Source organism: Actinoplanes rectilineatus (assembly GCF_000962825.1).
Taxonomy (GTDB): domain Bacteria; phylum Actinomycetota; class Actinomycetes; order Mycobacteriales; family Micromonosporaceae; genus Actinoplanes; species Actinoplanes rectilineatus.
The window spans coordinates 128,404-154,673 of the sequence record NZ_JZKF01000002.1 but is presented as its reverse complement, the minus strand read 5'-3'; the positions used below and the strand labels follow the sequence as shown (position 1 = coordinate 154,673).

The 26,270-nt window shown below is 68.9% G+C and carries 30 protein-coding genes; 9 read left to right on the top strand and 21 right to left on the bottom strand.

The features are described 5' to 3' along the window. Positions 1–51 precede the first annotated feature (51 nt). Positions 52–1,182 carry a sensor histidine kinase gene (locus WH85_RS01945; protein ID WP_045739868.1) on the bottom strand — a complete coding sequence of 377 codons (1,131 nt, stop codon included), beginning with the start codon at positions 1,180–1,182 and terminating at the stop codon, positions 52–54. Then, a complete protein-coding gene (locus WH85_RS01940; protein WP_045739867.1) occupies positions 1,175–1,849 on the bottom strand; it encodes a response regulator transcription factor in 675 nt (224 codons plus the stop codon). Before WH85_RS01940 ends, WH85_RS01945 begins: the two co-directional genes overlap by 8 nt. Positions 1,850–1,989: 140 nt before the next feature. Here WH85_RS01940 and WH85_RS01935 point away from each other — a divergent pair, with 140 nt between their 5' ends. After that, positions 1,990–2,667 carry a response regulator transcription factor gene (locus tag WH85_RS01935; protein WP_045739970.1) on the top strand — a complete coding sequence of 226 codons (678 nt, stop codon included), beginning with the start codon at positions 1,990–1,992 and terminating at the stop codon, positions 2,665–2,667. On the opposite strand, the gene vanX is transcribed toward WH85_RS01935, so the two are convergent. The 7 genes from vanX to WH85_RS01900 all read right to left on the bottom strand — a co-directional run bounded on the left by vanX (position 2,664) and on the right by WH85_RS01900 (position 8,603). Further along, positions 2,664–3,281 carry a D-Ala-D-Ala dipeptidase VanX gene (vanX, locus tag WH85_RS01930; RefSeq protein WP_045739866.1) on the bottom strand — a complete coding sequence of 206 codons (618 nt, stop codon included), beginning with the start codon at positions 3,279–3,281 and terminating at the stop codon, positions 2,664–2,666. The two genes, WH85_RS01935 and vanX, sit on opposite strands and share 4 nt — an antisense overlap. 2 nt (positions 3,282–3,283) lie before the next feature. After that, complete coding sequence (gene vanA, locus WH85_RS01925) at positions 3,284–4,321, bottom strand: D-alanine--(R)-lactate ligase (protein WP_045739865.1); 1,038 nt, start codon at positions 4,319–4,321, stop codon at positions 3,284–3,286. Then, positions 4,314–5,354: a D-isomer specific 2-hydroxyacid dehydrogenase family protein gene (locus WH85_RS01920; protein ID WP_045739864.1), complete on the bottom strand. Its 1,041-nt coding sequence runs from the start codon at positions 5,352–5,354 to the stop codon at positions 4,314–4,316. Before WH85_RS01920 ends, vanA begins: the two co-directional genes overlap by 8 nt. Before the next feature lie 198 nt (positions 5,355–5,552). Continuing rightward, positions 5,553–6,425, bottom strand: a complete 873-nt coding sequence (locus tag WH85_RS01915; RefSeq protein WP_245673780.1) for a phytanoyl-CoA dioxygenase family protein — start codon at positions 6,423–6,425, stop codon at positions 5,553–5,555. Between the two features lie 110 nt (positions 6,426–6,535). Further along, the gene (locus WH85_RS01910) at positions 6,536–6,733 is read right to left on the bottom strand and encodes a ferredoxin (RefSeq protein ID WP_045739862.1); all 198 of its coding nucleotides are present in this window, start codon (positions 6,731–6,733) and stop codon (positions 6,536–6,538) included. A gap of 210 nt (positions 6,734–6,943) precedes the next feature. Continuing rightward, the gene (locus WH85_RS01905) at positions 6,944–7,339 is read right to left on the bottom strand and encodes a cold-shock protein (protein ID WP_045739861.1); all 396 of its coding nucleotides are present in this window, start codon (positions 7,337–7,339) and stop codon (positions 6,944–6,946) included. A 271-nt stretch (positions 7,340–7,610) separates the two neighbouring features. After that, a complete protein-coding gene (locus tag WH85_RS01900; RefSeq protein ID WP_045739860.1) occupies positions 7,611–8,603 on the bottom strand; it encodes an endonuclease/exonuclease/phosphatase family protein in 993 nt (330 codons plus the stop codon). Positions 8,604–8,729: 126 nt separating this feature from the next. Between WH85_RS01900 and WH85_RS01895 the strand changes: the two genes are divergently transcribed. Continuing rightward, a complete protein-coding gene (locus tag WH85_RS01895) occupies positions 8,730–11,150 on the top strand; it encodes a penicillin-binding protein (RefSeq protein WP_045739859.1) in 2,421 nt (806 codons plus the stop codon). Between the two features lie 1,654 nt (positions 11,151–12,804). Next, positions 12,805–13,011: a helix-turn-helix transcriptional regulator gene (locus WH85_RS01890; RefSeq protein WP_045739858.1), complete on the top strand. Its 207-nt coding sequence runs from the start codon at positions 12,805–12,807 to the stop codon at positions 13,009–13,011. A 55-nt stretch (positions 13,012–13,066) separates the two neighbouring features. On the opposite strand, the gene WH85_RS01885 is transcribed toward WH85_RS01890, so the two are convergent. Next, on the bottom strand, positions 13,067–13,747 hold the full coding sequence (locus WH85_RS01885; protein ID WP_045739857.1) for a TetR/AcrR family transcriptional regulator: 681 nt from the start codon (positions 13,745–13,747) through the stop codon (positions 13,067–13,069). A 79-nt stretch (positions 13,748–13,826) separates the two neighbouring features. On the opposite strand from WH85_RS01885, the gene WH85_RS01880 reads away from it, so the two are divergent. Together WH85_RS01880 and WH85_RS01875 are read left to right on the top strand one after the other, a co-directional pair. Next, entirely contained in the window at positions 13,827–14,243 is a 417-nt protein-coding gene (locus WH85_RS01880) for a hypothetical protein (RefSeq protein ID WP_045739856.1), read from the top strand. Between the two features lie 124 nt (positions 14,244–14,367). After that, positions 14,368–15,186 (top strand): DUF1963 domain-containing protein, encoded by an 819-nt coding sequence (locus WH85_RS01875; protein WP_045739855.1) that lies wholly within the window; start codon positions 14,368–14,370, stop codon positions 15,184–15,186. 100 nt (positions 15,187–15,286) lie between these two features. On the opposite strand, the gene pdxY is transcribed toward WH85_RS01875, so the two are convergent. The 3 genes from pdxY to WH85_RS01860 all read right to left on the bottom strand — a co-directional run bounded on the left by pdxY (position 15,287) and on the right by WH85_RS01860 (position 17,587). Beyond that, a complete protein-coding gene (pdxY, locus tag WH85_RS01870) occupies positions 15,287–16,138 on the bottom strand; it encodes a pyridoxal kinase PdxY (protein WP_045739969.1) in 852 nt (283 codons plus the stop codon). Positions 16,139–16,175: 37 nt separating this feature from the next. Next, entirely contained in the window at positions 16,176–16,544 is a 369-nt protein-coding gene (locus WH85_RS01865; RefSeq protein ID WP_045739854.1) for a hypothetical protein, read from the bottom strand. A gap of 62 nt (positions 16,545–16,606) precedes the next feature. After that, positions 16,607–17,587: an iron-containing redox enzyme family protein gene (locus WH85_RS01860; RefSeq protein WP_045739853.1), complete on the bottom strand. Its 981-nt coding sequence runs from the start codon at positions 17,585–17,587 to the stop codon at positions 16,607–16,609. Between the two features lie 49 nt (positions 17,588–17,636). On the opposite strand from WH85_RS01860, the gene WH85_RS01855 reads away from it, so the two are divergent. Next, a complete protein-coding gene (locus WH85_RS01855) occupies positions 17,637–17,867 on the top strand; it encodes a CDGSH iron-sulfur domain-containing protein (RefSeq protein WP_045739852.1) in 231 nt (76 codons plus the stop codon). Positions 17,868–17,876: 9 nt separating this feature from the next. Here WH85_RS01855 and WH85_RS01850 read toward each other — a convergent pair whose 3' ends face one another. Next, positions 17,877–18,443, bottom strand: coding sequence for a Uma2 family endonuclease (locus WH85_RS01850; RefSeq protein ID WP_045739851.1), 567 nt, complete (start codon positions 18,441–18,443; stop codon positions 17,877–17,879). A gap of 163 nt (positions 18,444–18,606) precedes the next feature. Between WH85_RS01850 and WH85_RS01845 the strand changes: the two genes are divergently transcribed. Continuing rightward, positions 18,607–19,377, top strand: coding sequence for an SDR family NAD(P)-dependent oxidoreductase (locus WH85_RS01845; protein WP_045739850.1), 771 nt, complete (start codon positions 18,607–18,609; stop codon positions 19,375–19,377). Between the two features lies 1 nt (position 19,378). Here WH85_RS01845 and WH85_RS01840 read toward each other — a convergent pair whose 3' ends face one another. The 5 genes from WH85_RS01840 to WH85_RS52150 all read right to left on the bottom strand — a co-directional run bounded on the left by WH85_RS01840 (position 19,379) and on the right by WH85_RS52150 (position 23,159). After that, positions 19,379–20,461, bottom strand: a complete 1,083-nt coding sequence (locus WH85_RS01840; RefSeq protein WP_211275253.1) for a glycoside hydrolase family 19 protein — start codon at positions 20,459–20,461, stop codon at positions 19,379–19,381. Positions 20,462–20,678: 217 nt separating this feature from the next. Next, the gene (locus WH85_RS01835) at positions 20,679–21,656 is read right to left on the bottom strand and encodes a pectinesterase family protein (protein ID WP_245673779.1); all 978 of its coding nucleotides are present in this window, start codon (positions 21,654–21,656) and stop codon (positions 20,679–20,681) included. A gap of 176 nt (positions 21,657–21,832) precedes the next feature. Continuing rightward, positions 21,833–22,096 carry a hypothetical protein gene (locus tag WH85_RS01830; protein ID WP_045739848.1) on the bottom strand — a complete coding sequence of 88 codons (264 nt, stop codon included), beginning with the start codon at positions 22,094–22,096 and terminating at the stop codon, positions 21,833–21,835. 88 nt (positions 22,097–22,184) lie between these two features. Next, positions 22,185–22,523, bottom strand: coding sequence for a hypothetical protein (locus WH85_RS49845; protein ID WP_157410687.1), 339 nt, complete (start codon positions 22,521–22,523; stop codon positions 22,185–22,187). 93 nt (positions 22,524–22,616) lie between these two features. After that, positions 22,617–23,159, bottom strand: coding sequence for a hypothetical protein (locus WH85_RS52150; protein ID WP_211275252.1), 543 nt, complete (start codon positions 23,157–23,159; stop codon positions 22,617–22,619). A gap of 85 nt (positions 23,160–23,244) precedes the next feature. Here WH85_RS52150 and WH85_RS01820 point away from each other — a divergent pair, with 85 nt between their 5' ends. Next, complete coding sequence (locus WH85_RS01820) at positions 23,245–23,532, top strand: hypothetical protein (RefSeq protein ID WP_045739847.1); 288 nt, start codon at positions 23,245–23,247, stop codon at positions 23,530–23,532. Positions 23,533–23,619: 87 nt separating this feature from the next. Here WH85_RS01820 and WH85_RS01815 read toward each other — a convergent pair whose 3' ends face one another. Then, complete coding sequence (locus WH85_RS01815; protein WP_045739846.1) at positions 23,620–24,519, bottom strand: alpha/beta hydrolase; 900 nt, start codon at positions 24,517–24,519, stop codon at positions 23,620–23,622. A gap of 27 nt (positions 24,520–24,546) precedes the next feature. Beyond that, on the bottom strand, positions 24,547–25,338 hold the full coding sequence (locus WH85_RS01810; protein ID WP_045739845.1) for an SDR family NAD(P)-dependent oxidoreductase: 792 nt from the start codon (positions 25,336–25,338) through the stop codon (positions 24,547–24,549). Between the two features lie 96 nt (positions 25,339–25,434). On the opposite strand from WH85_RS01810, the gene WH85_RS01805 reads away from it, so the two are divergent. Further along, entirely contained in the window at positions 25,435–26,253 is an 819-nt protein-coding gene (locus WH85_RS01805; protein ID WP_045739844.1) for a helix-turn-helix transcriptional regulator, read from the top strand. Positions 26,254–26,270 lie beyond the last annotated feature (17 nt).

The following is a 26,270-nucleotide window of genomic DNA, read 5'->3' as shown; positions in this document are numbered from 1 at the left end:
AGCGCGGGTGTCCACGAGACGGTCCAAGCGTCCGTTCCGGACGCTTGGACGTCACTGATCGGCAGGCGGGGCGACCGGCAGCCGCACCACGACCCGCAATCCCCCACCGGTACGCGGGGTGAGGGTCAAGGTCCCGTCGTGCGCGTGCACGATGGCCTGGACGATGGCCAGACCGAGGCCGACCCCGGCATGGTCGCCACGGATGCGCTCGGTGCCGCGCTGGAACGGCTCGGTGAGGGTGGACACGGCCTGCGGGGTGAGCTCCGCGCCGGTGTTCTCCACGGTCAGGGTCACGCCGCCGGGCCGGACGCCGGTGACGACCTCGACCGACCCACCGGCCGGCAGGTTGTGGACGACCGCGTTCTGGACCAGATTCGTGGTCATCTGCAACAACAGGACCGGCGAGCCCAGGGTTTCGGCCACGTCGCCGGTGACCTCGACGGTGACGCCGCGCTTCTCCGCGAAGGGCAGGAGCGTCTCGGCCGCCTCCTCGGCGATCAGCGAGAGGTCGACCGGCTCCGGGGCGAAGGCGCGCTGCTCGGCCCGGCTGAACAGCAGCAACGCCTCGGTGAGGGCGATCGCCCGGGCGTTGACGACGTGCAGACGGTCGATCACCTCGCCGGTGACCCGCTCCGGATCACGACGCGCCACGTCGAGCAGGGCCTGCGTGATCGCCAGCGGGGTCCGCAACTCGTGCGACGCGTTGGCGGCGAACCGGCGCTGCTCGGAGACGTGCGCCTCGAGCCGGTCGAACATGACGTCGAAGGCGTCGGCGAGCTCGTGGAACTCGTCGCTGCGACCGGGCAGCCGGATCCGGTGGGAGAGCGATCCGTGCGCGACCAGCCGGGTCGCCTCGGTGATCCGCCGCAGCGGGGCGAGCATCCGGCCGGCCAGCAGCCACCCACCCAGGAGGCCGAACGCCAGCAGGAACACCAGCACCTCGGCGGCCCGCGGTGCGAACGCCTCCAGCAGGGCGCCGCGGCTCGGGCTCTTCAGGTCGGGAACGCCCAGACCGGGAACCTGCTTCATGTCCGGCAGGCTCGACGGCGCCGGCGGATCCGGCACGTACCGCAGCAGGAACACCCACACCACGCCGAGCAACAGCACCCCCGCGACCATCAGGAAGCCCGCGTAGCTGAGGGCGAGCTTGAGGCGGACGCTGCGGCCGGCCGGCCTATCCACGGTCGGGTTGCGGACTGATGTGGTATCCGACGCCGGCGACGGTGCCGATGAGCCAGGGCTCGCCGAGCCGCTTACGCAGCGCCGACACCGTGATCCGGACGGCGTTGGTGAACGGATCGGCATTCTCATCCCACGCTCGTTCCAGGAGTTCCTCCGCGCTCACCACCCCGCCCTCGGCGCCGACGAGGACCTCGAGCACGGCGAACTGCTTGCGGGTGAGCGCCACGTACCGGCCGTCACGGTAGACCTCGCGGCGGAACGGATCCAGCCGCAGCCCGGCGATCTCGCGGACCGGCGGCCGGCTGTGCGCCCGCCGGCGGTCCAGGGCGCGCAGCCGGAGCACCAGTTCGCGCAGGTCGAACGGCTTGGTGAGGTAGTCGTCGGCACCCAGCTCGAAGCCGGTCGCCTTGTCGGCGATCCGGTCCGCGGCGGTGAGCATCAGGATCGGCATCCCGCTGCCGGAGGAGACGATCCGCTCGGCCACCTCGTCGCCGGGCGGGCCGGGGATGTCCCGGTCGAGGACCGCGATGTCATACGTGTTGATACTCAGCAGCTCGAGTGCGGTGTCCCCGTCGCCCGCGATGTCGGCGGCGATCGCCTCCAGCCGCAGCCCGTCACGGATGGCTTCCGCCATGTAGAGCTCGTCCTCGACGATCAGCACGCGCACGCCCCGAATGCTACGGACCGACCCGTATCGTCGGCCTATCCAAAAACGCATACGTATCGGAAACATAACGCAGAGTCACCTGACCCTTGCGTCACATCAGGATACGCCCGGGATTTGCCGTGCCTCGTACCATGGAAATCATGCGTGTGCTGGTCGTGGAGGATGAGCTCTACATGGCGGAAGCCATCCGCGACGGTCTGCGCCGTCAAGCGATCGCCGCCGACATCGCCGCCGACGGGGATACCGCACTGGAATTACTCAGCGTGAACCCCTACGACATCGCGGTGCTGGACCGGGACATTCCGGGCCCGACCGGCGACGAGATCGCCGAGCGGATCATCGCCTCCGGCAGCGGGATGCCGATCCTGATGCTCACCGCCGCCGACCGGATCGACGACAAGGCGACCGGGTTCGAGGTGGGCGCCGACGACTATCTCACCAAGCCGTTCGACCTGCGCGAACTCGTGCTCCGGCTGAGGGCGCTCAATCGTCGCCGCGCCCACAGCCGGCCGCCGGTCCGCGAGATCGCCGGGCTGCGCGTGGACTCGTTCCGCCGCGAGGTCTACCGCGACGGACGCTACGTGGCACTGACCCGCAAACAGTTCGCCGTGCTCGAGGTGCTGGTCGCCGGCGAGGGCGGGGTGATCAGCGCCGAGGAGCTCCTCGGGCGGGCCTGGGACCGGAACGCCGACCCGTTCACCAACGCCGTCCGGATCACGGTGTCGGCGCTGCGTAAACGGCTCGGCGAACCCTGGATCATCGCCACGGTCCCCGGTGTCGGATACCGCATCGACACCGGGCGCGACTCCAAGAACTAGCTCGGATTCGCGATGGGGAAATCGAAGTACTCGTCCGGGTACGGCTCGTCGCGCAGCGTGTAGTGCCACCACTCGTAGTCGTACCGCTTGAACCCCGACTCCTCCATGATGGTGCAGAGGTGCTCGCGGTTCTTCGCCTCGTCCGCCGTGACGCCCTCCGCCCCGTGGTGGGAGATCGGGTCCATCACGTCGTGGTCGCCGCCCATCGCGACGATCTCGCCGCTGGCCAGGTCGTAGATCGTCAGGTCGACGGTGCTGCCCCGGCTGTGCCCGGACTTGGTCGCCACGTACCCCTGCGCGAACATGTCGGCACGCTCGATGTTCGGGTAGTGGCGCGCCTTCTTGCGGCCGTCCTCCGGCTCCTCCGCCCAGCGCATGAAGTGATCCACCGCGCGCTGCGGACGGTAACCGTCCCAGAGGAGCAGGCCGAAGCCCAGGGCCCCGGCCTTCTCCTGCGCGAGCGCCAGGGCGGCGCACAACGCCCGCGTGCCGACGATCCGGTTCACCACATAACCGTCGACGGGCTTGCCGACGAAGCTGTCCCAGGTCGCGTACTTGGCGTCCCAGCGGATCCCCGGCACGAGTTCGTCGACGAACGCGAAGTCGTCGTGCATCGTTACTTCGCCTCCGGCAGGGCCAGGGAGACGATCCGGTCGATCACCACGCCGAGCGGCAGGCCGGCGGCGGCCATCATGCGCGGGTAGCGGCTGTACGAGGTCAGGCCGGGCAGCGTGTTGACCTCGTTGAGGACGACGGTGCCGTCCTCCTTGAGGAACATGTCGACCCGGGCCAGGCCGCGGCAGCCGAGCGCGTGGTAGATCTCCTTCGCGGTCTTCTGGACGAGCTCCCGCGACTCCGCCGAGATGTCGGCGGGCACGATGAAGGAGGAGTTCTCGGAACCCTGCTCCGGGGCGTCCTCCTGGTGGATCCGGAAGAAGCCGCTGGAGAGCGCGACCCGGTCGACCTCACCGGTGAACAGGTCGTCGCCGGCGCCCAGGACGGCACAGCCGATCTCGCTGCCGATGACGGCCGCCTCGACCAGCACCTTGGTGTCGAACTCCCGGGCGGTGTCCACCGCGTCCTGGAACTCGTCCTTGCTGGTGACCTTGGTGACGCCGAACGACGAGCCGGAGCGGGCCGGCTTCACGAAGACCGGGTAGGTCAGCTGGTCGGCGTCGAACTCCTTGCCCGGGGTGAGGACCCAGAACTGCGGCGCGGCGATGCCGGCGCTGCTGACCACCGCGTACGTCAGGGACTTGTCCATGCAGACAGCCGAGCTCTGCACGTCACAGCCGACGTAGGGGATGCCGGAGAGCTCGAAGAGGCCCTGCATGGCGCCGTCCTCGCCCAGCTTGCCGTGCAGGACGGGCAGCACGACGTCGAGGCGGACCTCTTCGTACTTGCCGTCGTCCAGGACGAGCAGGCCGTGGACCTTGCGGTCCGGGGAAAGCACGGCCGGGCGGACGTTGGCGGTCTCCCAGTCATCGGCCGGGCCGTCGCAGAGCAGCCAGGAACCGTCCCGGGTGACACCGATCCAGAACGGCTCGTACTTCTCGACGTTGAGGCTCTTGGCGACCTCGCGCGCCGACTTCACCGAGACGGGGTGCTCCTCGCCGACGCCCCCGAAGATGATGCCGAGCTTCAACCTAGCCATGCTGCTTTCCCCTCTCAAACTTCATGCAGTTCACGAGACCGTTCTCCACGGTGTCGCTGAGCGCATGGTCGGTAAAATAGGCCATGTGCGGACTGATGAGCACGTTCGGCATCTCCTGCAACCGAACCAGCGCCTTGTTCTCGATGGGCTCGTTCCGGCGATCCTGGTAGAAGATCCCTTCCTCTCCCTCGAGGACATCCAGCGCCGCGCCACTCAATCTGCCGCTTTCCAACGCAGAGACTAGGGCCTCGGTGTCGATCAGTGGACCGCGCCCCGTGTTGATGACGTACGCGCCGTTCTTCATCTGCTCGATGCGTTCACGATTGAGGATGTGGTGGGTGTCCGTGGTGAGCGGGGCGTGCAGCGAGACGATGTCACTGTCGCGCACCAGTTCGTCGAGGGGAACGTAATGTGCCGAGGTGGCGTGGCGGTTATCGTAGGCGAGGATGCGGCAGCCGAATCCGACCAGACGGTCGATGACCGCCGAGCCGATCCGGCCGGTGCCGATCACCCCGACGGTCAGGTCGCGCAGTTCCCGGCCGCGGGTCTCGCCGAGCCGGTAATCGTGGGCGTCGGTGCGCTGGACCATGGACTTCGCGGAGCGCAGCACCATGAGCATCAGCATCAGGGTGAAGTCGGCGACGCTGTCCGGCGAATAGGGGCAGTTGCCGACGGCGATGCCGACGCTCTGCGCATATGCGACGTCGATGTGGTTGTAACCGATGCTGCGGGTCGAGATGTACTCCACCCCGACGCGGCTGAGCGCGAGAAGCGTCCCGTTGCTGATCCTGGTCTTGTGGCCGACGCTGACGCACCGGTTGCCGAGTGCTAGTTCGACATTGTCCTCGGTTACCGCCGCCTCCGTGATGGTCGGCAGAACGCCGAAGCGAGGCGCCAGCTCCCGGAACAGCGCGGCCTCGTCCTGGGCGCATCCGTAGATCGTGATTCCCGTCGTCGACGCGGACGGGGAGGACGATGACGTCAGCGACCGGGCACCCGAGGCCGCGGTTCGTGTTGGTTCGCTGTAACCCATGCGCACAGTCAAGGGAACCTGTTGTTGCCAGCACGTATGCGGTTTTTGATACGCGGACGATACGTGACCGGCCTGTGCTGGGCGCACTCCTCCAGTGAAGGCATTCCGGTGTTGCGAGCACGTATGAGATTTTCGATACACCGACGATATGTTTACCGCGCGCTACGGCGTACACCACGGGCCACGGCGTCTGACGCGTTACGGCCGGAGCGGCGGTTTCGCCGGGTCGAGCTGACCGTGCTCCTTGAGCAGCTGGTGCAGCGGTACCTCGCTCGGTGTGTGACCCCAGGCGTGGTCGCCGTCCCCGTCCGCGAGGCCGACGAGCTGGCGCTGCACCGGGGTGAGCGTGGCCGGATCAGCCGCGAGGGTCTCACGGCTGCGCACCCATCGGTAGGTGTAGGCGAAGAACACGCCCTTGCGGGTGATGGCGGAGTAGTTGTTCGACCGGGCGTGCCAGATCCGCCGGTCGAAGAAGACCGCATCGCCCGGGTCGGCGGTGACCTCGATCGTGCCCTCCGGGTTGGGCCATTCCATGTCGCGGCGCGGCGGTCCGGCGATCCAGTTGGTCCGGTGACTGCCCGGCACGACCTGGAAGTTGCCGCGGCCGGTCCGCGACACGTCGGAGAGCCAGTAGGCGACCTTCACGGAGAGTCGCGGCCGCGGGTCGGTCTCGATCTCCCGGTTCTGCCGGCCACCGTCCTGGTGCCACTCGAACCGGAACGGCTTCTTCTCGGTCAGCGGCGGATGCACGTCCAGGTGTGAGTGATACACGTGCACGTTCCAGCCGAGCATCGACCAGACCAGGCCGAACACCTTCGGGTGATCGAGCAGCGGCGCCAGGTCGGGGCAGCTCTCCACCGCGTTGAGCTGGTGCAGCGACCGGTCGGCGGCGAGCCCGCCGGTGGCCTGCCACTCGGCATACACCCGGTCGACGGCGGCCTCGTAGTGCGCGACCTCGTCCGGGGAGAGCACGCCGGGCACGACGAGGAACCCGTCCCGCTCGAAATCGGCACGCTGTTCGTCGGTCATCGCGACGCCCGGATGGTGCTGGGTCGAAGTGGGGGTGGTCACGGTGGTTCCTTTCCGGACGGAAGAAGAGCCGAGCACGCCCCAGTCAAGGCACCCTGATGTTGCGCCGCTGTATCGATAAATCGATACGCCGACGATATGGGCGAGCGGTGTCAGCTCTCGCGCACCGCGATGGCGGAGGCCGGGCAGAGCGCCGCAGCCGTACGCGACGACTCCCACGACTGCCGCGGCGGATGCGCCTCCAACAGTTCGACCACGCCGTCACTCTCCCGCTGATCGAACACATCGGGCGCCGCCAGAACGCACTGACCGGCGGAGATGCACCTGTTCTCGTCGACCTGCAGCCGCATGACGGACCTTCCGACGGTCGGGTTCCCGGAGATGACGCACCCCGAGGATGCCGACGCACCCGGCCGTCCACCAGACCGCGCCCTGGACACCGACGCGGCAAACCACGATCAAGAACACGATGGGGTACGCCGTGAGCACCCGTCCCGCAGCCCGCGGCGCCTCAGGCTCCTCGCCCGTTCACCCGTCCGTGCCCCCGTCCGTGGACCGGGTCAGGACTCGACCCAGCCGTGCCGGGTCGCCAGCTCGATCATCGCCCGGCGGACCTGCACGATCTGCGCGCCGGTCAACGTCGGCGCGTCGTGCAGCAGTTTCTCGGTGACCTTGGCGGTGAAGTCCTGCGCCAGCAGCACGTCGCACATGTCATCGTCGTCGTCCCCGGCACCCGGCGACCGGGCCACCGACGGCGTGACGATCCGCAGGACCGACGTCTTCAGGCCCCGCTCGCCGACCTCGGTCTCGTACTCCACCCGGGTGCCCGACCGCAGCCGGTTCTTCAACTCGCCGATGTCGTTGGCGTGCACGAAGATGTCCTCGCCGCCACTGTCCGGCGCGATGAACCCGTAGCCCCGCACCGCATCGAATCGCAACACCGTACCGCTGTCCACTGCCCGCACCTCACCCGCTGAACCGACACCCGCTGACCCGGCACCCCCCGAAACCCGCCGCCACCGGTGCCCACCGCCATGTTAGGCCTCCCTCGGTACGGTGCGGCACCGGTCCCGCGCCGTCCGGCCCCGTCCCGCGCCAGAGGCTCTGCCTGCGTGGTGACTTCGGGCGGCCAACGCGCCCAAAGTCACCACACCCCAAACCGTGTGGTGAATTCGGGCGGCCAACGCGCCCAAAGTCACCACACCCGACCTTGACCGTGGAAGGTGTCTAGCTCACCGGGAGCGTCAGCGAGGCCAGGACCGCCCGGTGATCGGAGTCCGTCACGTCGTGGACCTGCACCTCGTCGACGCCGATCCGCTCGTCCACCAGCACGTGGTCGATGGTCACCAGCCCGTCGAACCCGCCGCGGGACGGCCAGCTGGTGACCAGTCCCTCCCCCACCGCGTCGGCCGCGTCCCGGTACCCGGTGTCGATCAGGTCCCGCAGCACCGCGTGGTCGAGCGTCGCGTTGAAGTCGCCGAGCAGGATCCGCGGCTCGGCACTCTCGTCCGCGGACGGCTGAGCGCTGATGTCGGCACTCCACCCCGGGTACATGTGCGGGCCGGCGGGCGCCAGCGGGTGCACCGACTCGACGTGCACCGCCACCGCACCCGGCGCCTGGATCGTCGCGTACGCCTGCTGGAAACCCCCGCCGTTGCGGCGCGAGTCCTGTGTCAGCATCGGGTACCGCGAGTAGAGGCCGGACCCGCTCGCCTCGGGTTCCGCGGTGAGCTGCTGGTACGGCAGCAACGCGTCGATGCCGGCCGCCTTCAGGGCCGATTCCCCCCGCGGGGCGAACTCCTGCACGGCGAGGACGGCGACGTCGTTGTCGCGTACCAGAGCAAGGATCTCGTCCGGATCTGCCTGGCCGTAGAGCATGTTGATGGTCAGCACGCGCAGCGCGACCCCCTCGGACGGTCCCCGGTCGAGGTCGGGCAGCGCCCGCGGCAGCACACAGGCGGCCATCCCGAACGCCACCACACCGGCCACGATCGCCGCCGCCCACCGCCGGGCGACCAGCGCGGCCAGCAACGGCACCAAGGTCCAGGCCGCCACGAACGGGGTGGCCGCGAACAACGCGATCAGCAGGCCACGTTCGAGCCCGAAGACCCGGCCCACCAGCCAGAACGCCCCCGGCGCCAGCAGCAGCCAGAGGAACCCGGACAGGACGACACTGCGCCGGGCCGGGCGCTTCTCGGACGGCACGTCGGTAATCGTCATGGCGGCGAAGTTATCCGGGTGACCTAACAGAATCCTGAGACAGCGGCCCACGTCACACCCGCGCTCCCCCTTGACACGGTGCGGTTGGATAGATGCGGGTCGTTTCGCCTCGGAGAGTGGGGTGCGGTGAGTTCCTGGATACGCCGACGAGATCACAACATCTTCGTCAACGGGTTCGTCCTGATGATCTGCGGCCTGGTCACCGGCGTCGTGCTGGCGAGCGCGGTCTTCCCCTTCGCGGCCGTGTCCGGCCTCGCCCTGCGCGCCGGCGAGAAGACCTTCGCCGCGCTGCCCAGCCAGCTCAGATCGTTCCAGGCACCCCAGATCACCCGGGTCTACGCCGCCGACGGCAAGACCCCGCTCACCCAGTTCTACGACGAGTTCCGCAGCGACATCCCGCTGAAGAGCATGTCCGCGTTCATGCCGGCCGCGATGGTCGCCGCCGAGGACCGCGAGTTCTACCATCACGCCGGCGTCGACCTCAAGGGTGTGGCGCGGGCCCTGGTCAACAACAACCAGGGCGGCCAGAAGCAGGGCGCGTCGACGATCACCATGCAGTGGGTGCGGATGTCGCTGTCGTACTCCGCGACCAGCCCGAACGAGGTGGTCGCCGCCACCCAGGACACCCCGCGGCGCAAGTTCACCGAGATGAAGTACGCCCTCGAGGTGGAGAAACAGATCGGCAAGGACCAGATCCTCGAGCACTATCTGAACATCGTCCCGTTCGGCAAGCAGACCTACGGGATCTACGCGGCCAGCAAGGTCTACTTCAACAAGCTGCCGAAGGACCTCACCCTCGGGGAGGCGGCCATGCTCGCCGGCATCGTCCGGGCCCCCACCGGGTACGACCCGACCACCCCCGACGGCTACGAGCAGATCCGGCAGCGCCGCAACGCCTACGTCATCCCCGGCATGCTGGAGATGGGCGTGATCACCCAGGCGCAGGCCGACGCCGCGATCAAGGAGCCGATCCCCCGCAAGGTGCGGCCGGTCAGCAACGGCTGCGTGTCGGTCTCCAAGAACAACTGGGGTTTCTTCTGCGACTACTTCTACCGGTGGTGGATGGGCCGGGAGGAGTTCGGCGCGACACCGTACGACCGGGAACGGCAGCTCAAGAGCGGCGGCTACCGGATCACCACCACACTCGACGTGAAAGCCCAGGGCAAGGCACGGGAGCGGATCGCCGACCGGATCTCCGAGAAGAACCAGAACGCGCTGCTGCTCGCCGCCGTCCAGCCCGGCACCGGCAAGGTGCGGGTGCTCGCCGCGAACCGCAAATTCAAACTCGACGACCCGGACGACCCGCAGAACCGGATCTCCTCCGATCCGGCGAAAGCGCGCAAGAAGATCCGCGGGTCGTACCCGAACACCACGAACCCGCTGCTCTCCGGCGGCGGCGACATCACCGGCTACCAGGCCGGCTCGGTCATGAAGATCTTCACCCTGATCGCGGCGCTCGAGCAGAAACTGCCGCTCGCGTACACGATAAAAGCGGAGAAGGTCTACAAGTCGAAATACATCATCGACCGGGGCAACGACGCGGCCTGCTCGGGCACCCATTTCTGGTGCCCGACCAACTCCGGCGGTGGCGGCGAAGGCGTCTACAACATGTGGACCGGTTTCGGAAGCTCTATCAACACCTATTTCGTCCCCCTCGAGGAACGCGTCGGCGCGGAGAACGCCGTCGACGTGGCGAAACGTTTCGGCATCCAGTTCCGAGCCACCGATGACGCGAAACTAGCCTCCCCCGGAAACGCCCACCAGTGGGGCGCCTTCACCCTGGGCGTCTCCGGCACCACCCCGCTGGACATGGCGAACGCCTACGCCACCCTGGCCGCCGACGGAAAATACTGCACACCCACCCCGATCGAACGGATCGTCACGCTCTCCGGCGACGACCTGGACGTCGGCCGCTCCCACTGCACCCGGGCGACCTCGGCCGACGTGGCCCGCGCCGCCGTCGACGCGGCCCGCTGCCCGGTCGGCGACTCCGCCCAGCTGGGCAGCTGCGCCGGCGCCACAGCCCGCGACACCCGCGGCGTGGTCGGCCACCCGGTCTTCGGCAAGACCGGCACCACCGACCGCGACAAGACGGCGTCCCTGGTCGCCGGCACCACCTCGATGGTCGTAGCCGGATATCTGGTGAACCCGGACTACCAGAACCACAAGGACCGCCTCCAGCACGACCAGGTGAACCCGGCCGTCTACCACACCCTCGCCGACATGATGAAAGGCAAGGAGAAAGTCAACTTCAAAAGACCGGAGAATCGCAAGATCGCGTACGGGGAAAGGCGCTCGATCCCGAACGTCGAATGCGACCCCCTGAACAGCGCCACCCGAACCCTGGAACGCGAAGGCTTCAGCGTGAGCATCGGCCGCACGGTCGACTCGTCCTGCCCGGCCGGAACCGCGGCGGGCACCGAACCGGACGGCCGCACGGTCAAGAACGGCGTCGTCACCATCGAGGTGAGCAACGGCCGCACCACCGCGTCGGAGTTCCCCACCGGAAACGCGTCACCGACCCCCACCCGAACCCGCATCCGCTGACCAGGCCAGTCCCGCAGACACACGGCGAACACCGGATCCGGCCGAACACCGGAGCCGGCCCGCTCCCCATGCTGCGCGGGGGGGCGCGAACGACGTCGGCGGCAGCGGGGTCTCCCCAGAGTTTCGTCAAGCATCGAGGCGGGCCGGCCGGCCGTGCCCGGATCCTGCCGTGCCCGGAATCCGGCCGTGCCCGGATCCTGCCGTGCCCGGAATCCGGCCGTGCCCGGAATCCGGCCGTGCCCGGAATCCGGCCGTGCCCGGAATCCGGCCGTGCCCCGGGCTCGCAGCCCCGAGTGCTGCTCGGCCGTCGCCGTCTCAACGGCTGGACACGTTTCGTGGTCAGCGCCCGTGTGGTGACTTGGGGCGCCCAGCACGGCCGTAATCACCACGCCCCACGACAGGTGTGATGACTTCGGGCGCTGAGCACGGCCGTAATCACCACACCTCATCACGAGCGTGGCGAACTTCGGGTGCACAGCGCCTGGCACCGGCTTCAGCCGTGAGCGACGGCTCAGGGGCACCCAGCCGTCGCCCGCGGTCGTTTTCAGCTCCCGGGCGGACCGTGAGCGACGGCCGCGTCGCCTGAGCCGTTGACCACGGCTACCCGGAAGGCGAAACTCAGCCACCAACGACGGCCCGAGTGCACCCGGCCGTCGCCCAGGGTCCCTTTCGACTCGCGGGCGGACCGTGAGCGACGGCCGGGTTGGCCGTCATGCCACTCAACTCACGGTGATCATGACGGCGGGTCCGAGAAGGCCGCGGACTACCGAGCTACACCAGCGCACGAAGCGACCAGAGGTCCCGCTTGGCGAGCGCGATTGGCAGCCGGCACAAATCCCCAGGCCAAAGTCGTGATCAATTTGGGCTGATACGGGAGATCCAGACGTCGAGGCGGGCACGGGCGCGGACGAGAGCCGGGCAAGAGCGAGAGCGCGGGCAAGAGCCGGGCACGGACGAGAGCCGGGCACGGACGAGAGCCGGGCGCGGACGAGAGCGCGGGCGCGAGTGGCGTTGGTGGCGGTCAGCCGGCGGCCGGCGCAACGCCTCGTGCACCTCGTCGGCCAGGTTCGCCATCCCGCGTTGCCGGCTGCCGTGCCGTAGGGCGGCTTCTTCGAGGGCGACCGCCGCGCCGCCTTCGGCTCCGACCCCACCGACCCCGACCCGACCCCGACCCCGACGGCTCGGCTTCGACCCCACCGACCCCGACCCCGACGGCTCCGGCTCCGGCTCCGACCCCACCGGCCCTGACGGCTCCGGCTCCGACCCCACCGACGCCAACGGCTCGGGCTGTTTCTGTTGAACCGCCTCGTCGCCGGCGTTCGTCGTCGGTGCGGACCACGATCGGGGGGTTACATCTGTCAACGAGGCATCAGCCTAGCCATCCAGAGGATGACGCAAATGCCCCGTACATCGCTCTCCGCAGTGAATTAGGAACTTCTCGGCATCGAGACTAGTCATATGTCTGGTGATCCATACGGCAACCATGTGTCGACAATGGCCGGACGGCGGATCGGCACCGCCAGAAGGCAAAAGATTCTCGATGTCCTGCGCGGCGGGGCCGCCGGGCGGGCACTGGAAGTGGCGGCCGTTCACTCGTCAGGGCCGCAGACGATGACACGTGGCATCCCGGTGGCCCGCTCCTACAGTCGGGCGTATGAAGCAAAACGGATTTAGCCTGCTGGGCGCCCATGAGATTCGGATCCGGCTCGGTGGAATCAGCCGGCAACGGGTTTATCAATTGACGAGCAGGCAGGATTTCCCGGCGCCGATCGCGGACCTCGCGCAGGGCAAGGTGTGGCTCAACGAGGAGGTGGAGGCCTGGATCAGCGCCCGTCGCGGTTCGCCCGACACCGAGAGCTGAATCGTCATTCCCCGGCACCAGGCATCCAGTCTGGCGCGCGCGACCGTTGAAACGATTAATCGGCGTCCGCGGCCGCCACGGTCTCACGGATCTCGGACGTCAGCAGGTGTTCCGCGTCGAGACCCATGTTCGCGAAGGCACCGGCGATCTCCAGCGAGACCAGCCCGTGCATCCGGTACCACAATTGCACGCCGAGCCTCAGCGCCCGCGGTGTCACTCCCGCCGGCACGTCGATGGCCTCGCTCCAGCGCTGTAGTTCGCTGTCGAGCGGATCGTTGCCCCCGACGGAGTCCGTCATCTCGCTCAGAACCGCGAGCAGTGCCTGCATTCCCCGGTTGAAGGCGACCACTCCGTCGGCCGGATCGGGTGTGCCCGGGGCCCGGTCGCCGAAGAGCATCGCGTAGCGGCGCGGGTGTTCGAGCGCCCAGCGCCGGTATTCCCGCACGAGCCGGTCCAGTCTTTTCTCCGGGCTGCCACCGACGGCGGCCTTCTCCACGACCAGACCCAGATCGGTGTACGCCGCGGCGACCAGCGCGTCGACCACCGCGTCCCGTGACGCGTGGTACCGGTACAGCGACGGTGGTGTCATTCCCATCGCCTTGCCGAGTGCCGCGATGGTCACCGCGCTCACGCCGCCGTCGTCGACGAGGGCGAAGCCGCACTCCTTGATCTCCTCGAGAGTGCGGGCCCGCAGACGTTCGCGCCGTGGCCCTTCGCCGTCAGGGGTCTTCACCATGTCCGAACAGTATCGCATTGCTCAAACACCGATTCGTAGTTAAAGTTACGGCTCATAACTCAAGTGAAGAGGAGTAGTCGTGACTGGGATCAAGGACCGGATCGGGCGCGGACTGATGGGCCTAGACGCGGTGTTCACCGTGGTCGCCGTCGTGAACGGCATCTCGCTGATGGCCGGCGCCGGCGACGACACGATCATCGTGGAGAGCTGGCGCACGTTCGGATTCGTCGTCTTCGTCGGGCTGTGGGCCCTCATCGCCCTCTGGCCGCGGCGCGTCCCCGGCGTCTGGGAGCTGATCCTGTTCCACAAGACCGCGATCACCGTGCTGGCCATCGTGGTCAGCGACACCGCCTTCGGCGCGACCGAGACCGCCGCCATCGACGGCTGGCTGGTCGTCTCCACCGCGGTCGCCTACATCCTGTGCCGCGGCTGGGAGGCCTGGCACCCGTTCACCCGGGACTCCGCCGCCGCCGCGCCCCGCCCCACCTCGGCCTGACCTGGCGCGGGCTCACCTCGTACCGTCGAAGATGCTCGCGCTGACCAGCCCGGACGTGGTCGTCAGCGCGGCACCGGCGCAGAGGCCCACGGACGATATGCCCTGATCTGATTCAATGGCCGCCATGAATCAGATCGCAGCATTCCGGGCGGCCGCCGCCGAGCAGGGCGCCACCCCGGCCGAGATCGACACTTGGCTGGCCACGACCCGGATCTGCCTCGAACTCACCACCGCGGGCACCGGCCCGGTCGCCGGTCAGATCGGCGGCCACCCGATCATGCCCGACGACCAGCCGTGGCCGAAGGGCCCCACCGGCGAGGATCTGCCGCTGCTGGCCGCGATCGACTGCGCCGCATTGCCGCGCGACACCGACGCCGGAAATCTGCTGCCCGCCGACGGGCGCCTGCTCTTCTTCATGAACTACGACGAGTACTACTTCGACGGCGGTGAGGGCTTCACCGAACAGGACTACTTCCGTGTCCTGCACGTCCCGTCCGGCGGCAGCGAACACCGCGGCGAGCAGAGCCACGACCGGGTCGATCTCTTCGTCACGGTACGCCTGACCTGCGGCGACAACGATTTCCGCACCGACGGCGACGACTCGCACCCGCTGACCCGCCTGGCGTTGGAATTCTGGCCCGCAGCCGGTCAGCCCGGCCCCGACCGCCTGCGCATCGGCGGGCACGGCGACGTCGCCCACAACAGTCCCGAGACGACGGTCGTCGACGTCCTGGCCGAGCGGGGCGAGGTGCGGCGGCACGAGAACTGGGAGGAGTTCAGCAGGCTGCACGACCAGGTCATGCGGGACTGGATCCCGCTGGCCCAGTTCGGCCTGCCCGGCGAGGACGACGAGTTCACCAACGCCCGCTTCATGATCCGCCGAGCCGACCTGGCCGAGCCCCGCTTCGACCGCGTCATCTCCAGCACCGAATTCGGCGGCTGATGCCCGCTCGGGTTCAGACCGCGGCCTCAGAACCATCGTTCTGTGACTCGGCGCGCCCGCGGCCGTCCGGGCGTGGCGGCGCCCGGACGTGCGGCGAGGGTCAGCGGACCTGTTTGGCGCTGAACTGCATGCGCGGCGCGGCGTAGAACTCCTGGGCCGCGACCAGCTGGAGTTCGCGTTCGCCGGAGCGGAACGTCAACTCGATCAGGTCGAAGACGCTGGAGGCGGTGCGTTCGAGGGCCACCGCCGCGCTGCCGGTCTCCACGTAGTGGGCGGTGAACAGGGCGGCCGTCACGTCGCCGGAGCCGTTCGCCTTGAACGGCAGGTGCGGGGTGCTCACCAGCCAGGCGCCGGTGCCGTCCACCACCAGCATCTCGATCACGCCCTCCTCGCGGTCCGGGCGTTCGACGCTGGTGACCAGCACCGTCGACGGGCCCATGTCGCGGGCCAGGTCGGCCGAGACGAGGGTGGACTCGATGCTCGCCGGTTCGGTGCCGGTCAGGAAACCCAGCTCGAACTGGTTGGGGGTGATGATGTCGGCGACCGGCACCACCTTGTCACGCAGGAGCACCGGGATCTCCGGCGCCACGAAACAGCCGGATTTGGCGTTGCCCATGACCGGGTCGCAGGCGTACACCGCGCTGGGGTTGGCGGCCTTGACCCGGCGGACCGCGTCGACGATGACGTCGGCGATGCCCGCACCGCCCTGATAGCCGGACAGCACCGCGTCGACCTGCGGAAACACGCCGCGCTCCTCGACACCGAGGAGGATCTCCGCCACGTCGGGCGGCGCGATCAGCGGCCCGCGCCAGGCGCCGTAGCCCGTGTGGTTGGAGAAGTTCACCGTGGGGATCGGGACGACCTCGACACCGATGCGCTGCAACGGGAACACGGCCGCCGAGTTGCCGACGTGGCCGTGGGCGACGACCGACTGGATGGACAGAACCTTCATCACCCCAGCCTAGAGACCCGCCTCCGGGTTACCGGCATCAGGAACTGCCGATCCGCGCGGCCGGCTCCGGGGCGGCCGACGAGCCGCGCCATTCGGCGATCTGATCGAGCAGCAGTTCCAGCGGTTCGCTGCTGGGATGACCGTCACCGGTCAGCCTGGTGATCGCCTCCTCGACGTGGTCGGCGAGCTCGACCTGCATGTCGACCTCCCAGGGCACGCCGACCAGCACCTCCGGTTCCCGGCCGTCACCCACACCGACGGAGAGCGCGGTCACGTCCCCCGACCGGTACGCGTGGATCACCTCTGTCCCGTTCCGCGGGTAGAAGCCGATCCACTCGTCGCCGTCGCCCCGGCGCCAGCCCATGTGTTCCCCGGTGAACACGAGATGGTTCGTCGTGTCGTTCATGGCTTCGACGCTAATCGCCGGGGCGGCCGTTCGACTCGAAAATCGCAGGTCAGGTACACGATCTATGCCCGCAGCGAGGATCCGCCCCGGGCCCAGGCGTCCAGCACCGTCCGCGCCCACGCGTTGTCGACGGCGAGGGCGCACCGGGCACCCCACAGCACCTGGCCGGCGAGTTCCGGCTCGTCGGCCGCGAACGCACCGCACAGGTCGTGGGCGGCGATCTGTTCGTGGACCGCGTCCGCCTCGACGTGCTCGTCGTAGAACGCGGTCGCCGACGTGTCGCCGCCGAGCCGGCGCAGGCCGTTGGCGTAGGCGCGGTTCGGCAGCGAGGACGTCATCTCGTACGCGGCGAGGTGCCCCAGGATCGCCCCGCGCCGGGACCGGTGCAGCCCGAAGTAGGACATCAGGTTGTTGACGGCCAGGGTGGCCGCCGGAACCCGGTCGACGTGGGCGCCGTATGTCAGGTCCAGGTCGAACCAGGCCATCGTCCGCTTGAACAGTTCCTGGTGCATGCGGTCGGTGACGGCTCCGCCGTACTCGTCGATCTGGATCTCCAGCAGCGCGGCCTTGACGCGCCCACCCAGCCGGGGGATCGCCCAGCTGTGCGGGTCCGCCTCGCGCAGGTGATAGACCGAGCGGTGCATGACGAACTCGCGGAACTGCTCGCGGGTCGCCCGGCCGCGCAGATATCCGGAGAGCGCCGGACCGTCGTCGGCGGCCACGATCGCCGTCAGTTCCTGAGGGACCGTCGCCGGGTCGGCCGGGCGCACCTCGCCGACCAGGTCGTGCAGCCGGTCCGCGTAGCGCCGCTCCAGGTCGGCACGCAGTTCCAGCAGGCCGGGATCCCACTCCCAGCCGTCGTCGACGCCGTCCCAGCCCCGATAGGCCAGTTCGTAGCAGACGAACAGCGACAGCTGCAGATCCTCGTCGTCATCCGGCACGAGGCGCCCGTCCGGCACGAGGTGGGCGAGGTACGACGCGCCGCCGCCGAGGGTCTCGATCAGGGCACTGGACAGGGAACCTCGAGGTGGCGGCAGTTTCATGCCGGGCGGATGCCCGTTTGTAAAGCTGCGAAACGGAAACCTCAAGACCATGACTTCGACCATCACACCGTACGAGGACGGCCCGCTGATCGTCCGCGGCGACTTCCTTCTGTGTACGCCGGACGGCGCGACGATCGACCCGGGACGCGACACGGTGGCCCTGTGCCGATGCGGAAAGTCCGCCGTCAAGCCGTTCTGTGACGGCACTCACAAGACGTTCCGCTTCAAGGCCGGCACCGGACGGGACACCGCCGCGGCCCGTACCCGCGAAGACGCGTGAGCGACGCCGTCAGATCGCGCTGAGATCGACCTCGACCGGGAACGGCATCGCGGTCTTCACGACGCCGGCGAAGAATTCGCCGTCACGGTAGCGTCCGGCCGCCGGGTCGAGAACGGAGGTGTAGACGAGCGGCGCACCGGTGACGGCCTGCTCGACGCGCCAGTAGAACGGGATGCCGGCCTTCGCATACTGATCGGTCTTGACGACCCGGTCGGTCGTCTCCGACCCGGGCGAGACCACCTCCACCACCAGCAGCACGTGCTCAGGCCGCGTCGGGGTGACGTCGATGCTGTCCGCCCGGTACACCGTCACGTCGGGGCGGCGATTGTTCAACGGCACGTCGTACAGCCGGACGTCGAAGTCGGTGTCCGCGTTCCAGTCCGGTCCCGCGGCGGCGTCCAGGGCGTTCGCCAGCAGCCGGGCCAGGCGGTTGTGCCGCTTGGACGCGCTCGGACTCACAAGGACCATCCCGTCAACGATCTCGATGCCCGCACTCTGCTCGTCGGTCCAGGCGTCGTACTGCTCGGCGGTGACCTGCTGATGCATCCAGGCCGGCGCGACCATCTCGGCAGTCATACACACCTCCTGAGACAGCACCGAATACTCGCCCAGGATACCGGGGCGGCTTGCTCACGACATCGGGCGCTGCGGCGCGTACCCCGGAAAGAGCGTGATCGGAACGCTCACCGGGACCGGCGGGACATGTAGCATCCTCGCTTTCGTCGCGAGAGGTGTGCACATGAGCCGGGTTCTGATCACTGGTGGCGCGTCCGGCCTGGGCGCCGCCCTGACCCGGCTGCTCACCGCCCGCGGCGACCGGGTGCTGGTCACCGACCTGGCCGAGGAGCACGAGGTGCCGGACGGCGCGGTCTACCAGCGGCTGGACGTGACGTCCGGCGACGACTGGGACGCGGCGCGCAAGCGGGTCACCGAGGAGTTCGGCGGGCTGGACCTGCTGGTCAACAATGCCGGGGTGGCCGCCGCGGGGCGTATCGAGAAGCTGAACGAGGCGCACTGGCGGCGGGTGCTGGACATCAACGTGCTCGGCGCGGTCACCGGCTGCCGCACCTTCACCCCGCTGCTGAAGAAGCAGGAGAGCGGGCACATCGTCACCATCGCCTCGCTGGCCGGGCTGGCCCATCCGGCGGCGATGAGCTCCTACAACGTGAGCAAGGCGGCGGTCGTCGCCCTCGCCGAGAGCCTGCGCCACGAGCTCGGGCCGTGGCACATCGACGTCAGCGTGGTCTGCCCGTCGTTCTTCCGCAGCGACCTCGCCGCGTCGCTGGGCGGCGGCGACGTCGCGATGGAACGCATCGCCGGGGCGATCATCGCGCGGGCGCCGCTGAGCGCCGACGAGATGGCCGTGCGGGTGCTGGCCGGCATCGACAGCCGCAAGCCGCTGATCCTGCCGGACGGCCCGGCGCGCAAGGCGTTCTGGACGAAGCGCCTGGCCCGCCGGGTCTACGACCGGCAGATGATGGCGGGCGGTGCCCGCCTGCGCAAACGCTGACTCAGCAGGACAGGTTGGCTCCGGGGCTGACGCCCAGGATGCCGGCGAACCGGTTGTACGCGTCGATCCGGCTCTGCACCTGGGCCGGGTTGCCGCCGTTGCACTCGAGCGAGCCGTTGATGCTGCGGATCGTCTCGCCGAAGCCGCGGCTGTTGACCATGGCCTCGTGCGGGGTCATGGTGCCCGGTCCACGCTGGGTCATCCAGTACCAGACCGCGGTCTGGTAGGCGACCGACGTTTCGTTCTTGACCCGGTCCGGGTTGTTGAGCAGGTCGATGCCGAGCGCGTCACCGGCCGCCTTGTAGTTGAAGTTCCAGCTCAGCTGGATCGGCCCGCGACCGTGGTACGCGCTCTGCCCGGCCGGGCAGCCGTAGGACTGGTTGCGGTCGCAGTACAGCGGCCAGTTCGCCTGGTTGAGTTCCTCGACGTAGACCAGGCCGCCGGACTCGTGGTTGACGTTGGCGAGGAAGGCCGCGGCCTCCTGCTTGCGGATCGTGTCGCTGCCGGTGGTGGTGAACGCCGGGAATTTGGTGATCGCGTCGAGCAGCCCCGCGTAGGAGTAGAAGGCGATCCGGTTCGGGAACATCTGGTTGAACTGGGCTTCACTGACCGGGAAACCGGTGCCACTGGGCGGCGGGGTCGTGGTGCCACCTCCGGTGCAGGTGTAGGGCGACCAGTACCAGGTGCTGATGACCGGATCGTAGCCCGGGTTCTCGTGGCTGGCCTGGTAGTAGAGCCCGTTGGTGTAGCGGACGATCGCGCCGGCCGCGTAGTACTGGCCGGCCACCCAGTTCGGGTGGTTGCAGGTGGGCGTGGGCGTGGTCGGGGTGCTGCCGCCGCCGCAGGCGCCGTTGTCGGCCCACACGCCGGAGCCGCCGGTGCTGGGCGCCTCGCCCTGGGTCCACCACTTGGCGGTCCAGTTGTGCCCGTTGTAGGAGGCCCGGTTGTTCGCGGTGTAGACGGTCGCGCTGCTGTAGGCGGTCACGCACGCCTCGGCAGCGCTGGAGGCGGTGGTGGGCAGGACGACGGCGGCGAGGGCGGCGAGCGCCACGCTCACCACGGCCAGCATTCTTTTCACGGGCATGAGGCACCTTCCGTACGCCGAGGGACGTATCGGTGTGAGGGGGACGAGCGGTACATCGACTCAACTAGATGCCTCACGGCGCCGTCAAGGTTTTAGTTAATAAACTTCATAGATTGTTCGCTGCGGCAGGGCGGCCCCGAGGAAGCCGGGGCCTCCAGGACGAAACGAGCACCCGTACGCCGCCGGGCCGGGCCCGGCGGCGCAGGAGAAAGCACGGTCAGCCGGCCGGGTTCCAGCCGTCCGAGCCGGCCAGGTACTTCTGCGGGGTGTAGTTCGCCGCCTCCGCATCGGTCAACTGGCGCCGGTTGCTGTTGGTGGTGGCGCCGGCGCCGGTGTTCTTGTACTCGTAGAAGCGGGCGTTCTTCCACGAGTTGCCGGACATGTCGGTCCAGGGCTGGGCCACCCTGATCGTCGAGCTCAGGTTCGACTCGCGGTAGGTGACCTGCGCGGACGCACCCCACGGCCGGCCCAGGTAGGTGAGGTCGGCGGGGACTCCGGTGATCGTCGACTTGTAGATCAGGAAGCCGTAGGGGGAGCTCGCCTCGGTGTTCGCCGCGGTGATGTAGCCGCCGGTGCTGCGCTTCTCGTGGATCGTGCAGGCGTAGAAGACCGCCGCGCCGTTGCCGTAGATGAAGTCCACGGTTCCTTCGATGTAAGAACTCCAGATGTACGCCCGCGCCTTGTTGTAGATCAGCAGGGTGTCCTGGTCGGCGATCACCCGGACGTTGCCGAGCCGGGCCCGGTCGCCGTAGAGGGCCAGCGCGAGGGCCTGTGACGACCCGTTGGCGGCCTCGTCGTAGTCGTTGCTGAACGTCAGGTTCTTGGCGTAGAACTCCTTCGACTGCACGTAGACGGTGGCCGACCCGGTGGTGCCGGCCGTCGACGCGGGCTTGTTGTTGACGATCACGGTGGCCGCGGCGGTGGAGCCGAGACCCTCCAGCGTGATCCACGGTTTGTCGGCCGGGATGACCACGCTCTCCCGGTAGGTGCCCGCCTTGATGGTGATCGTGGCCCGGCTGGAGTTGCCGGACGGGACCGCGTTGACGGCGGCCTGGACGGTGCGATAAGTGGCCGTCCCGTCGGAGGCGACGGTCAGGGTGATGGCGGCCGCGGACGGTGCGGCCGTGACGCCGAGAACGGCGACGGGTGCGGCCACCAGGGCCGCCATGCTGAGGACGATGCGTCGTGATCGCACGGATCCATCCTTCGGTGGGGGCGAAAGGATCATATGGGAGCGTTCCCAGTGAACCCCCATTCATAGATATCTGTCAATTGAAAGGGTGTCGGGTAGCCGCCCCGGACTGAGCCGCGTCAGCGGCTCCGGGCCCCGTCGCGCTGCTGCCAGATGCCGTTCGACGACGTCGGCGTTGGTCAGCCCCGACTGATCAAGTCCATCACCTCCGCCTCACGGGGAGACAACGTCAGGTGCCGGGCCGTGGATGGTTCCGCTGCTTCTGGGGTACGCCCGGAGCGCCCGTGCGGCACCAGCGCGCACCGGTAGCGGGCCGTGGTCGGCTCCCGGTGCGCGGTGTGCGGCCCGGCCAAGCTGTTCAGGGCGTGCGACAGCGCGTTGCCCGGCACGCCGCCACGCGGGGCGATCAGCACGTCGACGACAGGCAGCCCGTCGATCTGCACATCCAGGCCGGCGCTGGCGAACTCGTGCCGGATGCGGGCCAGGACCGGCTCCCGGCAGCTCCAGCCTCGCGCTCACGTCGCCGTGTGACTACGCCGGGTTCTTCATGACTCGAGATTGAGGGTCGAACACCGACAGGCCGTTTTCACCTGCCACGCGCTCGACAACCCTCGCAACCTCATCGCTGCGGGACCAGGATATCGACAGCAGGACGCATTCGGCGTTGGAATAGACACCAGAAGCCCAAGGGGGCGAGGCGCCATTGCCATTCTCAGGATAGAGGAGCAGAAGCGCCTCCAGAAAAGCTGAAATGGCGGGACCGCGGACGACGACCCCCTCATCTCCGTCCGTCAACCGATCGTAAACAGAGTAGGCCGCGTCACTTTCCAGCGGATCCGGCTGGTACCAGACAGCCAAGTCGAAGCTCACAACATCTACGCCCTTACCATTCTCATCCGATTTTGCCGAACCGTCGTGCTTCTGCAGTTCCTGGAACGGCAGTGACCAGACTCATGGGCAACCTCACCACGTCCGCCACTCCGCCGCCGGGATGCGGCTCGCGCCGATGTCCCCGCAGCGGTCTGCCCACTCCCGGCAGACGAAGACCGGGCGGCTCAGCACCACGTCGCCGACCCGCTGAGCACGGATCACCAAACCCAGGTCCGCGGAGGAGGGATCCGACCTCTGCGAGAACACGACCACCTGCCCGGCCGCCTCGAGATGATCAGCGAACTCCTCCTCGACCTCGGACGGAACCCGGCCGACCAAGGCGATACCGGCCAGGCTGACCTGCGGACCCTCACGAGCATCCACAGCAACGCAGGCCAATCCACCGCCCTCGTCGTAGTAACAGGACAGGAAATAGCCGGCCAACGTCAAACGCCTGCCTGCCGGAACAAACGCGTGGAAATCCTCGGACGAACTGGCCGCCAGAGCAAGACCACGTAAGGCGTCCTCCACGTCGAGTCGGCTCGCCCCGAACCGCAACGGCCCCACCGAACGGAACGGAACCAGCTCCCAACTCTGACGCTCGCCACCACCGAGCGCCTCGCACCGCACGGGCACGCCTACCTCACTCAAGGTTCTCTGGCGTTCTCACGACTGGTCAAACCACAACGGGCACTGTACGGTCGCCGGCCCGCCCACCGCGGTGCGACGCCGTCATCACCGCACAGCGCAGCCGCTCATCGGCGTCGGCGCCGTCACCGGCGACAAGCTGCCCGATCTGGTGGTCCGGACCGGCACCGCGTTCTGGCTACTGTCCGGGTACGCCGACGCGACCTTCCGGACTGCGGCGAAGATGGGCGAGAACGCCGTTCGGGCGAACTCGGAGATCGTCAACATCGCCGACGTGGAGCTGCATAGCACGCCCGACATGACGTTGCGCGAAGGCCGCGATCACTACGGCGAGCTGGGCGACGTGAAGGCGATCGCCTGACCGATATCGGCTGCCTTCCCCGCATCAAGGTGGGGAGGACAGCCGGTGGATCTGGTGACCGAGACCGCCTCCTCGACCGCGGCGGGTTCAGCTCCGGGTGAGGTGCCGGCTCAGGAACTGTGCCGCCCGGGTCAGGGCCGCGTCGGCTTCCTCCATGGCCTCGTAGTGCATCGGGAAGACGTGTGGGACCTGGCCGACGATCTCCAGGGTCACGTCGACCTCGGCCGCGCCCGCCCGGCCCGCGAAGCCGACCGCGTCGTCGAGCATCACCTCGTTCGAGCCGACCTGGATCAGCAGCGGCGGCAGGGCCTGCAGTTGTGCGAAGTGCGGGCTGACCAACGGTGACCGCGGATCCTGATCGCCGAGGTAGGCGGCCCGGACCGGTTCCAGGAAGCCGGAGCCGAAGACCGGGTCGGCGCCGTCCTTCGTCTGTACCGATGCGCCGCTGCCGGTGAAGTCGGTCAGCGGGGAGAAGACGGCCGCCGCCGCGGGCATCGGCAGGCCCGCCTCGCGGGCGCCGAGAAGCGTGACCAGGGCGAGGTTGCCGCCCGCCGAGTCACCCGCGATGACGATCCGCTCGGCCGGAACTCCCTGCTCGAGCAGTTCCCGGTACGCGGCGAGGCAGTCGTCGACGGCTGCGGGGTAGGGGTGTTCGGGTGCGAGCCGGTAGTCCAGCGAGACCATCGCTGCTCCGGCACGGCGCGTCAACTGCGCTGTGAAACCGGCGTACCCGTCCGGGGACCCCATGACGAAAGCGCCGCCGTGCAGGTACAGGATCGTCGCCTGCTCGTCCGTCACGTCGCCGGGAACGATCGACAGGGCGGGCCGCCCGCCGAGGACCGTAGGCTCGATTTTCACATCGTCCGGCACGTCACGGGCCATGAAAGTGTCGTACCCGGCACGCCGCTCCGCCATCGGCAGGTCGTCGGGGGTGGGCGGAAGACTGCGAAGCATCCTGTCGACGGCTTCACGCTGCTGCTGGGACATGGTGGTGTTCTCCTCGAAGTGAAGGGCTCAGACGTTCGCGCCGCCGGTGACGGGCAGGACGGCGCCGGTGATGAAGGAGGCACGGTCGCTGAGCAGCCACGCGGCCGCCTCGGCGATCTCCTCCGGGCGGGCGGCCCGGCGCAGCGGGATCTGCCCGGTGACCGCGGCGGTGATTCCGGGCTGCTGCCCCTCCCAGCCGGCTGTCATGTCGGTGGCGGTGAATCCCACGGCGATGGCGTTGACGCGGATCCCGTCGGGGCCGAAGCTGACGGCCGCGCTCTCGGTGAGGCTGTTCAGGGCGCGCTTGGCGGCGCTGTACACCGGGGTCAGGTGGTACTGGCGCAGGCTCGCGATGCTGCTGGTTCCGACGATCGCCCCGCCACCGGCAGCGCGCATGACCCGCGCCTGGGCTGCCATCGCGACCCAGACCCCCTTGAGGTTGACGCGCATGATCTCGTCGAATTCGTCCTCGGTACGGTCGGCGAGGTCGGTGGTGCGTTCGAAGATCCCGCCGTTGTTGAAAGCGCCGTCCATGCCACCGAGACGCTCGGCGGCACCGGCGACGGCGTCCTGCACCGAGCGCGGGTCGGCCAGGTCAGCGGCGAACGTGCAGGCGGTGCCACCGGCCGCGCCGATCTCGTCGGCGACGACGGCAAGCGCCCCGGCGTCGCGGGCCGTGAGGGCGACAGCCGCACCTTCGCGGGCGAACAGCCGGGCCGCCGCCGCGCCGATACCGCGGCTGGCGCCGACGATAAGAATCTTCTTCCCGGCAAGCAATGAACCGGCAGGCAATGAACCGGCAGGCAATGAGTTGGTCACGCCTCCACCATCCGGCTCGGGCGGGCGGCCAGGCAGGGACGAGTTGTCCCTGCCTGGCGGCGGCCGGACCGGCTAAGCGGTGGCTAACCTTGGCGCGTGAACCGCCAAGCCATGGGCCGTTTCCTGCGGCAACGCCGCGAGGCTTTGACCCCCGCCGAAGCCGGCCTTCCCGCGTCCGGGCGGCGGCGCACCCCCGGACTGCGGCGCGAGGAGGTGGCCGGCCTGGCGCACGTGTCGACCGACCACTACACCCGTCTGGAGCAGGCGCGCGGGTCGGCGCCGTCGCGGCACGTGCTGCGGTCGGTGGCCCGGGCCCTGCGCCTCGACGACACCGAGCGGGAGCATCTGTTCGCCCTGGCCGACGGGTGGGAGCGGCTGCCCGGCAGTCCGGCGGCCGACGTCCCCGGGCACGTCCGTGAGCTCATCGCCCGGATGCCGCTGACCGCGGCGCTGGTCCGCGACAGCCGCTCGGATGTGCTGGCCTGGAATCCGCTGGCCCGGGTCGTGCTGGCGGGCTTCTTCGGGTCCTTTCCCCAGGAGCACAACCTGCTGCGCCGCTACTTCCTGCACCCCGACCCCACGGTCCGCTACCTGTCCAGCCGGGACGAGAGCGCGTTCGCCCAGCAGGCCGTCGCCGCGCTGCGCCGCACCGCCGACCGGTTCCCGCGTGACGACCGGACCCGGCGGCTCGTGGCCGAACTGCACGAGGGCAGCGAGGCGTTCCGGAGACTGTGGGCGCGTCCCGCACACCCGGGTGGCCGCACCGGGGTCAAGACCGTGCTTCATCCGTCGGCGGGCACGCTCACCCTCAACTACGACGTCCTGGACATCCCCGACCACGACCATCAGATCCTGCTCTTCACCGCCGAGCCCGGCAGCCCGACGGCCGCGAATCTGCACAGCCTGGCCGCCTGACGGCCGCGAATCCGCAC

Excerpts from the sequence above, each read along its gene's own strand:
- WH85_RS01885 (WP_045739857.1), bottom strand. The coding sequence starts at position 13,747 with ATGGTGAAGACCCCTGACGGCGAAGGGCCACGGCGCGAACGTCTGCGG.
- WH85_RS01860 (WP_045739853.1), bottom strand. The coding sequence starts at position 17,587 with ATGAAACTGCCGCCACCTCGAGGTTCCCTGTCCAGTGCCCTGATCGAG.
- WH85_RS01890 (WP_045739858.1), top strand. The coding sequence starts at position 12,805 with ATGAAGCAAAACGGATTTAGCCTGCTGGGCGCCCATGAGATTCGGATC.
- vanX (WP_045739866.1), bottom strand. The coding sequence starts at position 3,281 with ATGCACGACGACTTCGCGTTCGTCGACGAACTCGTGCCGGGGATCCGC.
- WH85_RS01875 (WP_045739855.1), top strand. The coding sequence starts at position 14,368 with ATGAATCAGATCGCAGCATTCCGGGCGGCCGCCGCCGAGCAGGGCGCC.
- WH85_RS01935 (WP_045739970.1), top strand. The coding sequence starts at position 1,990 with ATGCGTGTGCTGGTCGTGGAGGATGAGCTCTACATGGCGGAAGCCATC.
- pdxY (WP_045739969.1), bottom strand. The coding sequence starts at position 16,138 with ATGAAGGTTCTGTCCATCCAGTCGGTCGTCGCCCACGGCCACGTCGGC.
- WH85_RS01920 (WP_045739864.1), bottom strand. The coding sequence starts at position 5,354 with ATGGGTTACAGCGAACCAACACGAACCGCGGCCTCGGGTGCCCGGTCG.
- vanA (WP_045739865.1), bottom strand. The coding sequence starts at position 4,321 with ATGGCTAGGTTGAAGCTCGGCATCATCTTCGGGGGCGTCGGCGAGGAG.
- WH85_RS01845 (WP_045739850.1), top strand. The coding sequence starts at position 18,607 with ATGAGCCGGGTTCTGATCACTGGTGGCGCGTCCGGCCTGGGCGCCGCC.
- WH85_RS01840 (WP_211275253.1), bottom strand. The coding sequence starts at position 20,461 with ATGCCCGTGAAAAGAATGCTGGCCGTGGTGAGCGTGGCGCTCGCCGCC.
- WH85_RS01815 (WP_045739846.1), bottom strand. The coding sequence starts at position 24,519 with ATGTCCCAGCAGCAGCGTGAAGCCGTCGACAGGATGCTTCGCAGTCTT.
- WH85_RS01910 (WP_045739862.1), bottom strand. The coding sequence starts at position 6,733 with ATGCGGCTGCAGGTCGACGAGAACAGGTGCATCTCCGCCGGTCAGTGC.
- WH85_RS01855 (WP_045739852.1), top strand. The coding sequence starts at position 17,637 with ATGACTTCGACCATCACACCGTACGAGGACGGCCCGCTGATCGTCCGC.
- WH85_RS01850 (WP_045739851.1), bottom strand. The coding sequence starts at position 18,443 with ATGACTGCCGAGATGGTCGCGCCGGCCTGGATGCATCAGCAGGTCACC.
- WH85_RS01900 (WP_045739860.1), bottom strand. The coding sequence starts at position 8,603 with ATGACGATTACCGACGTGCCGTCCGAGAAGCGCCCGGCCCGGCGCAGT.
- WH85_RS01865 (WP_045739854.1), bottom strand. The coding sequence starts at position 16,544 with ATGAACGACACGACGAACCATCTCGTGTTCACCGGGGAACACATGGGC.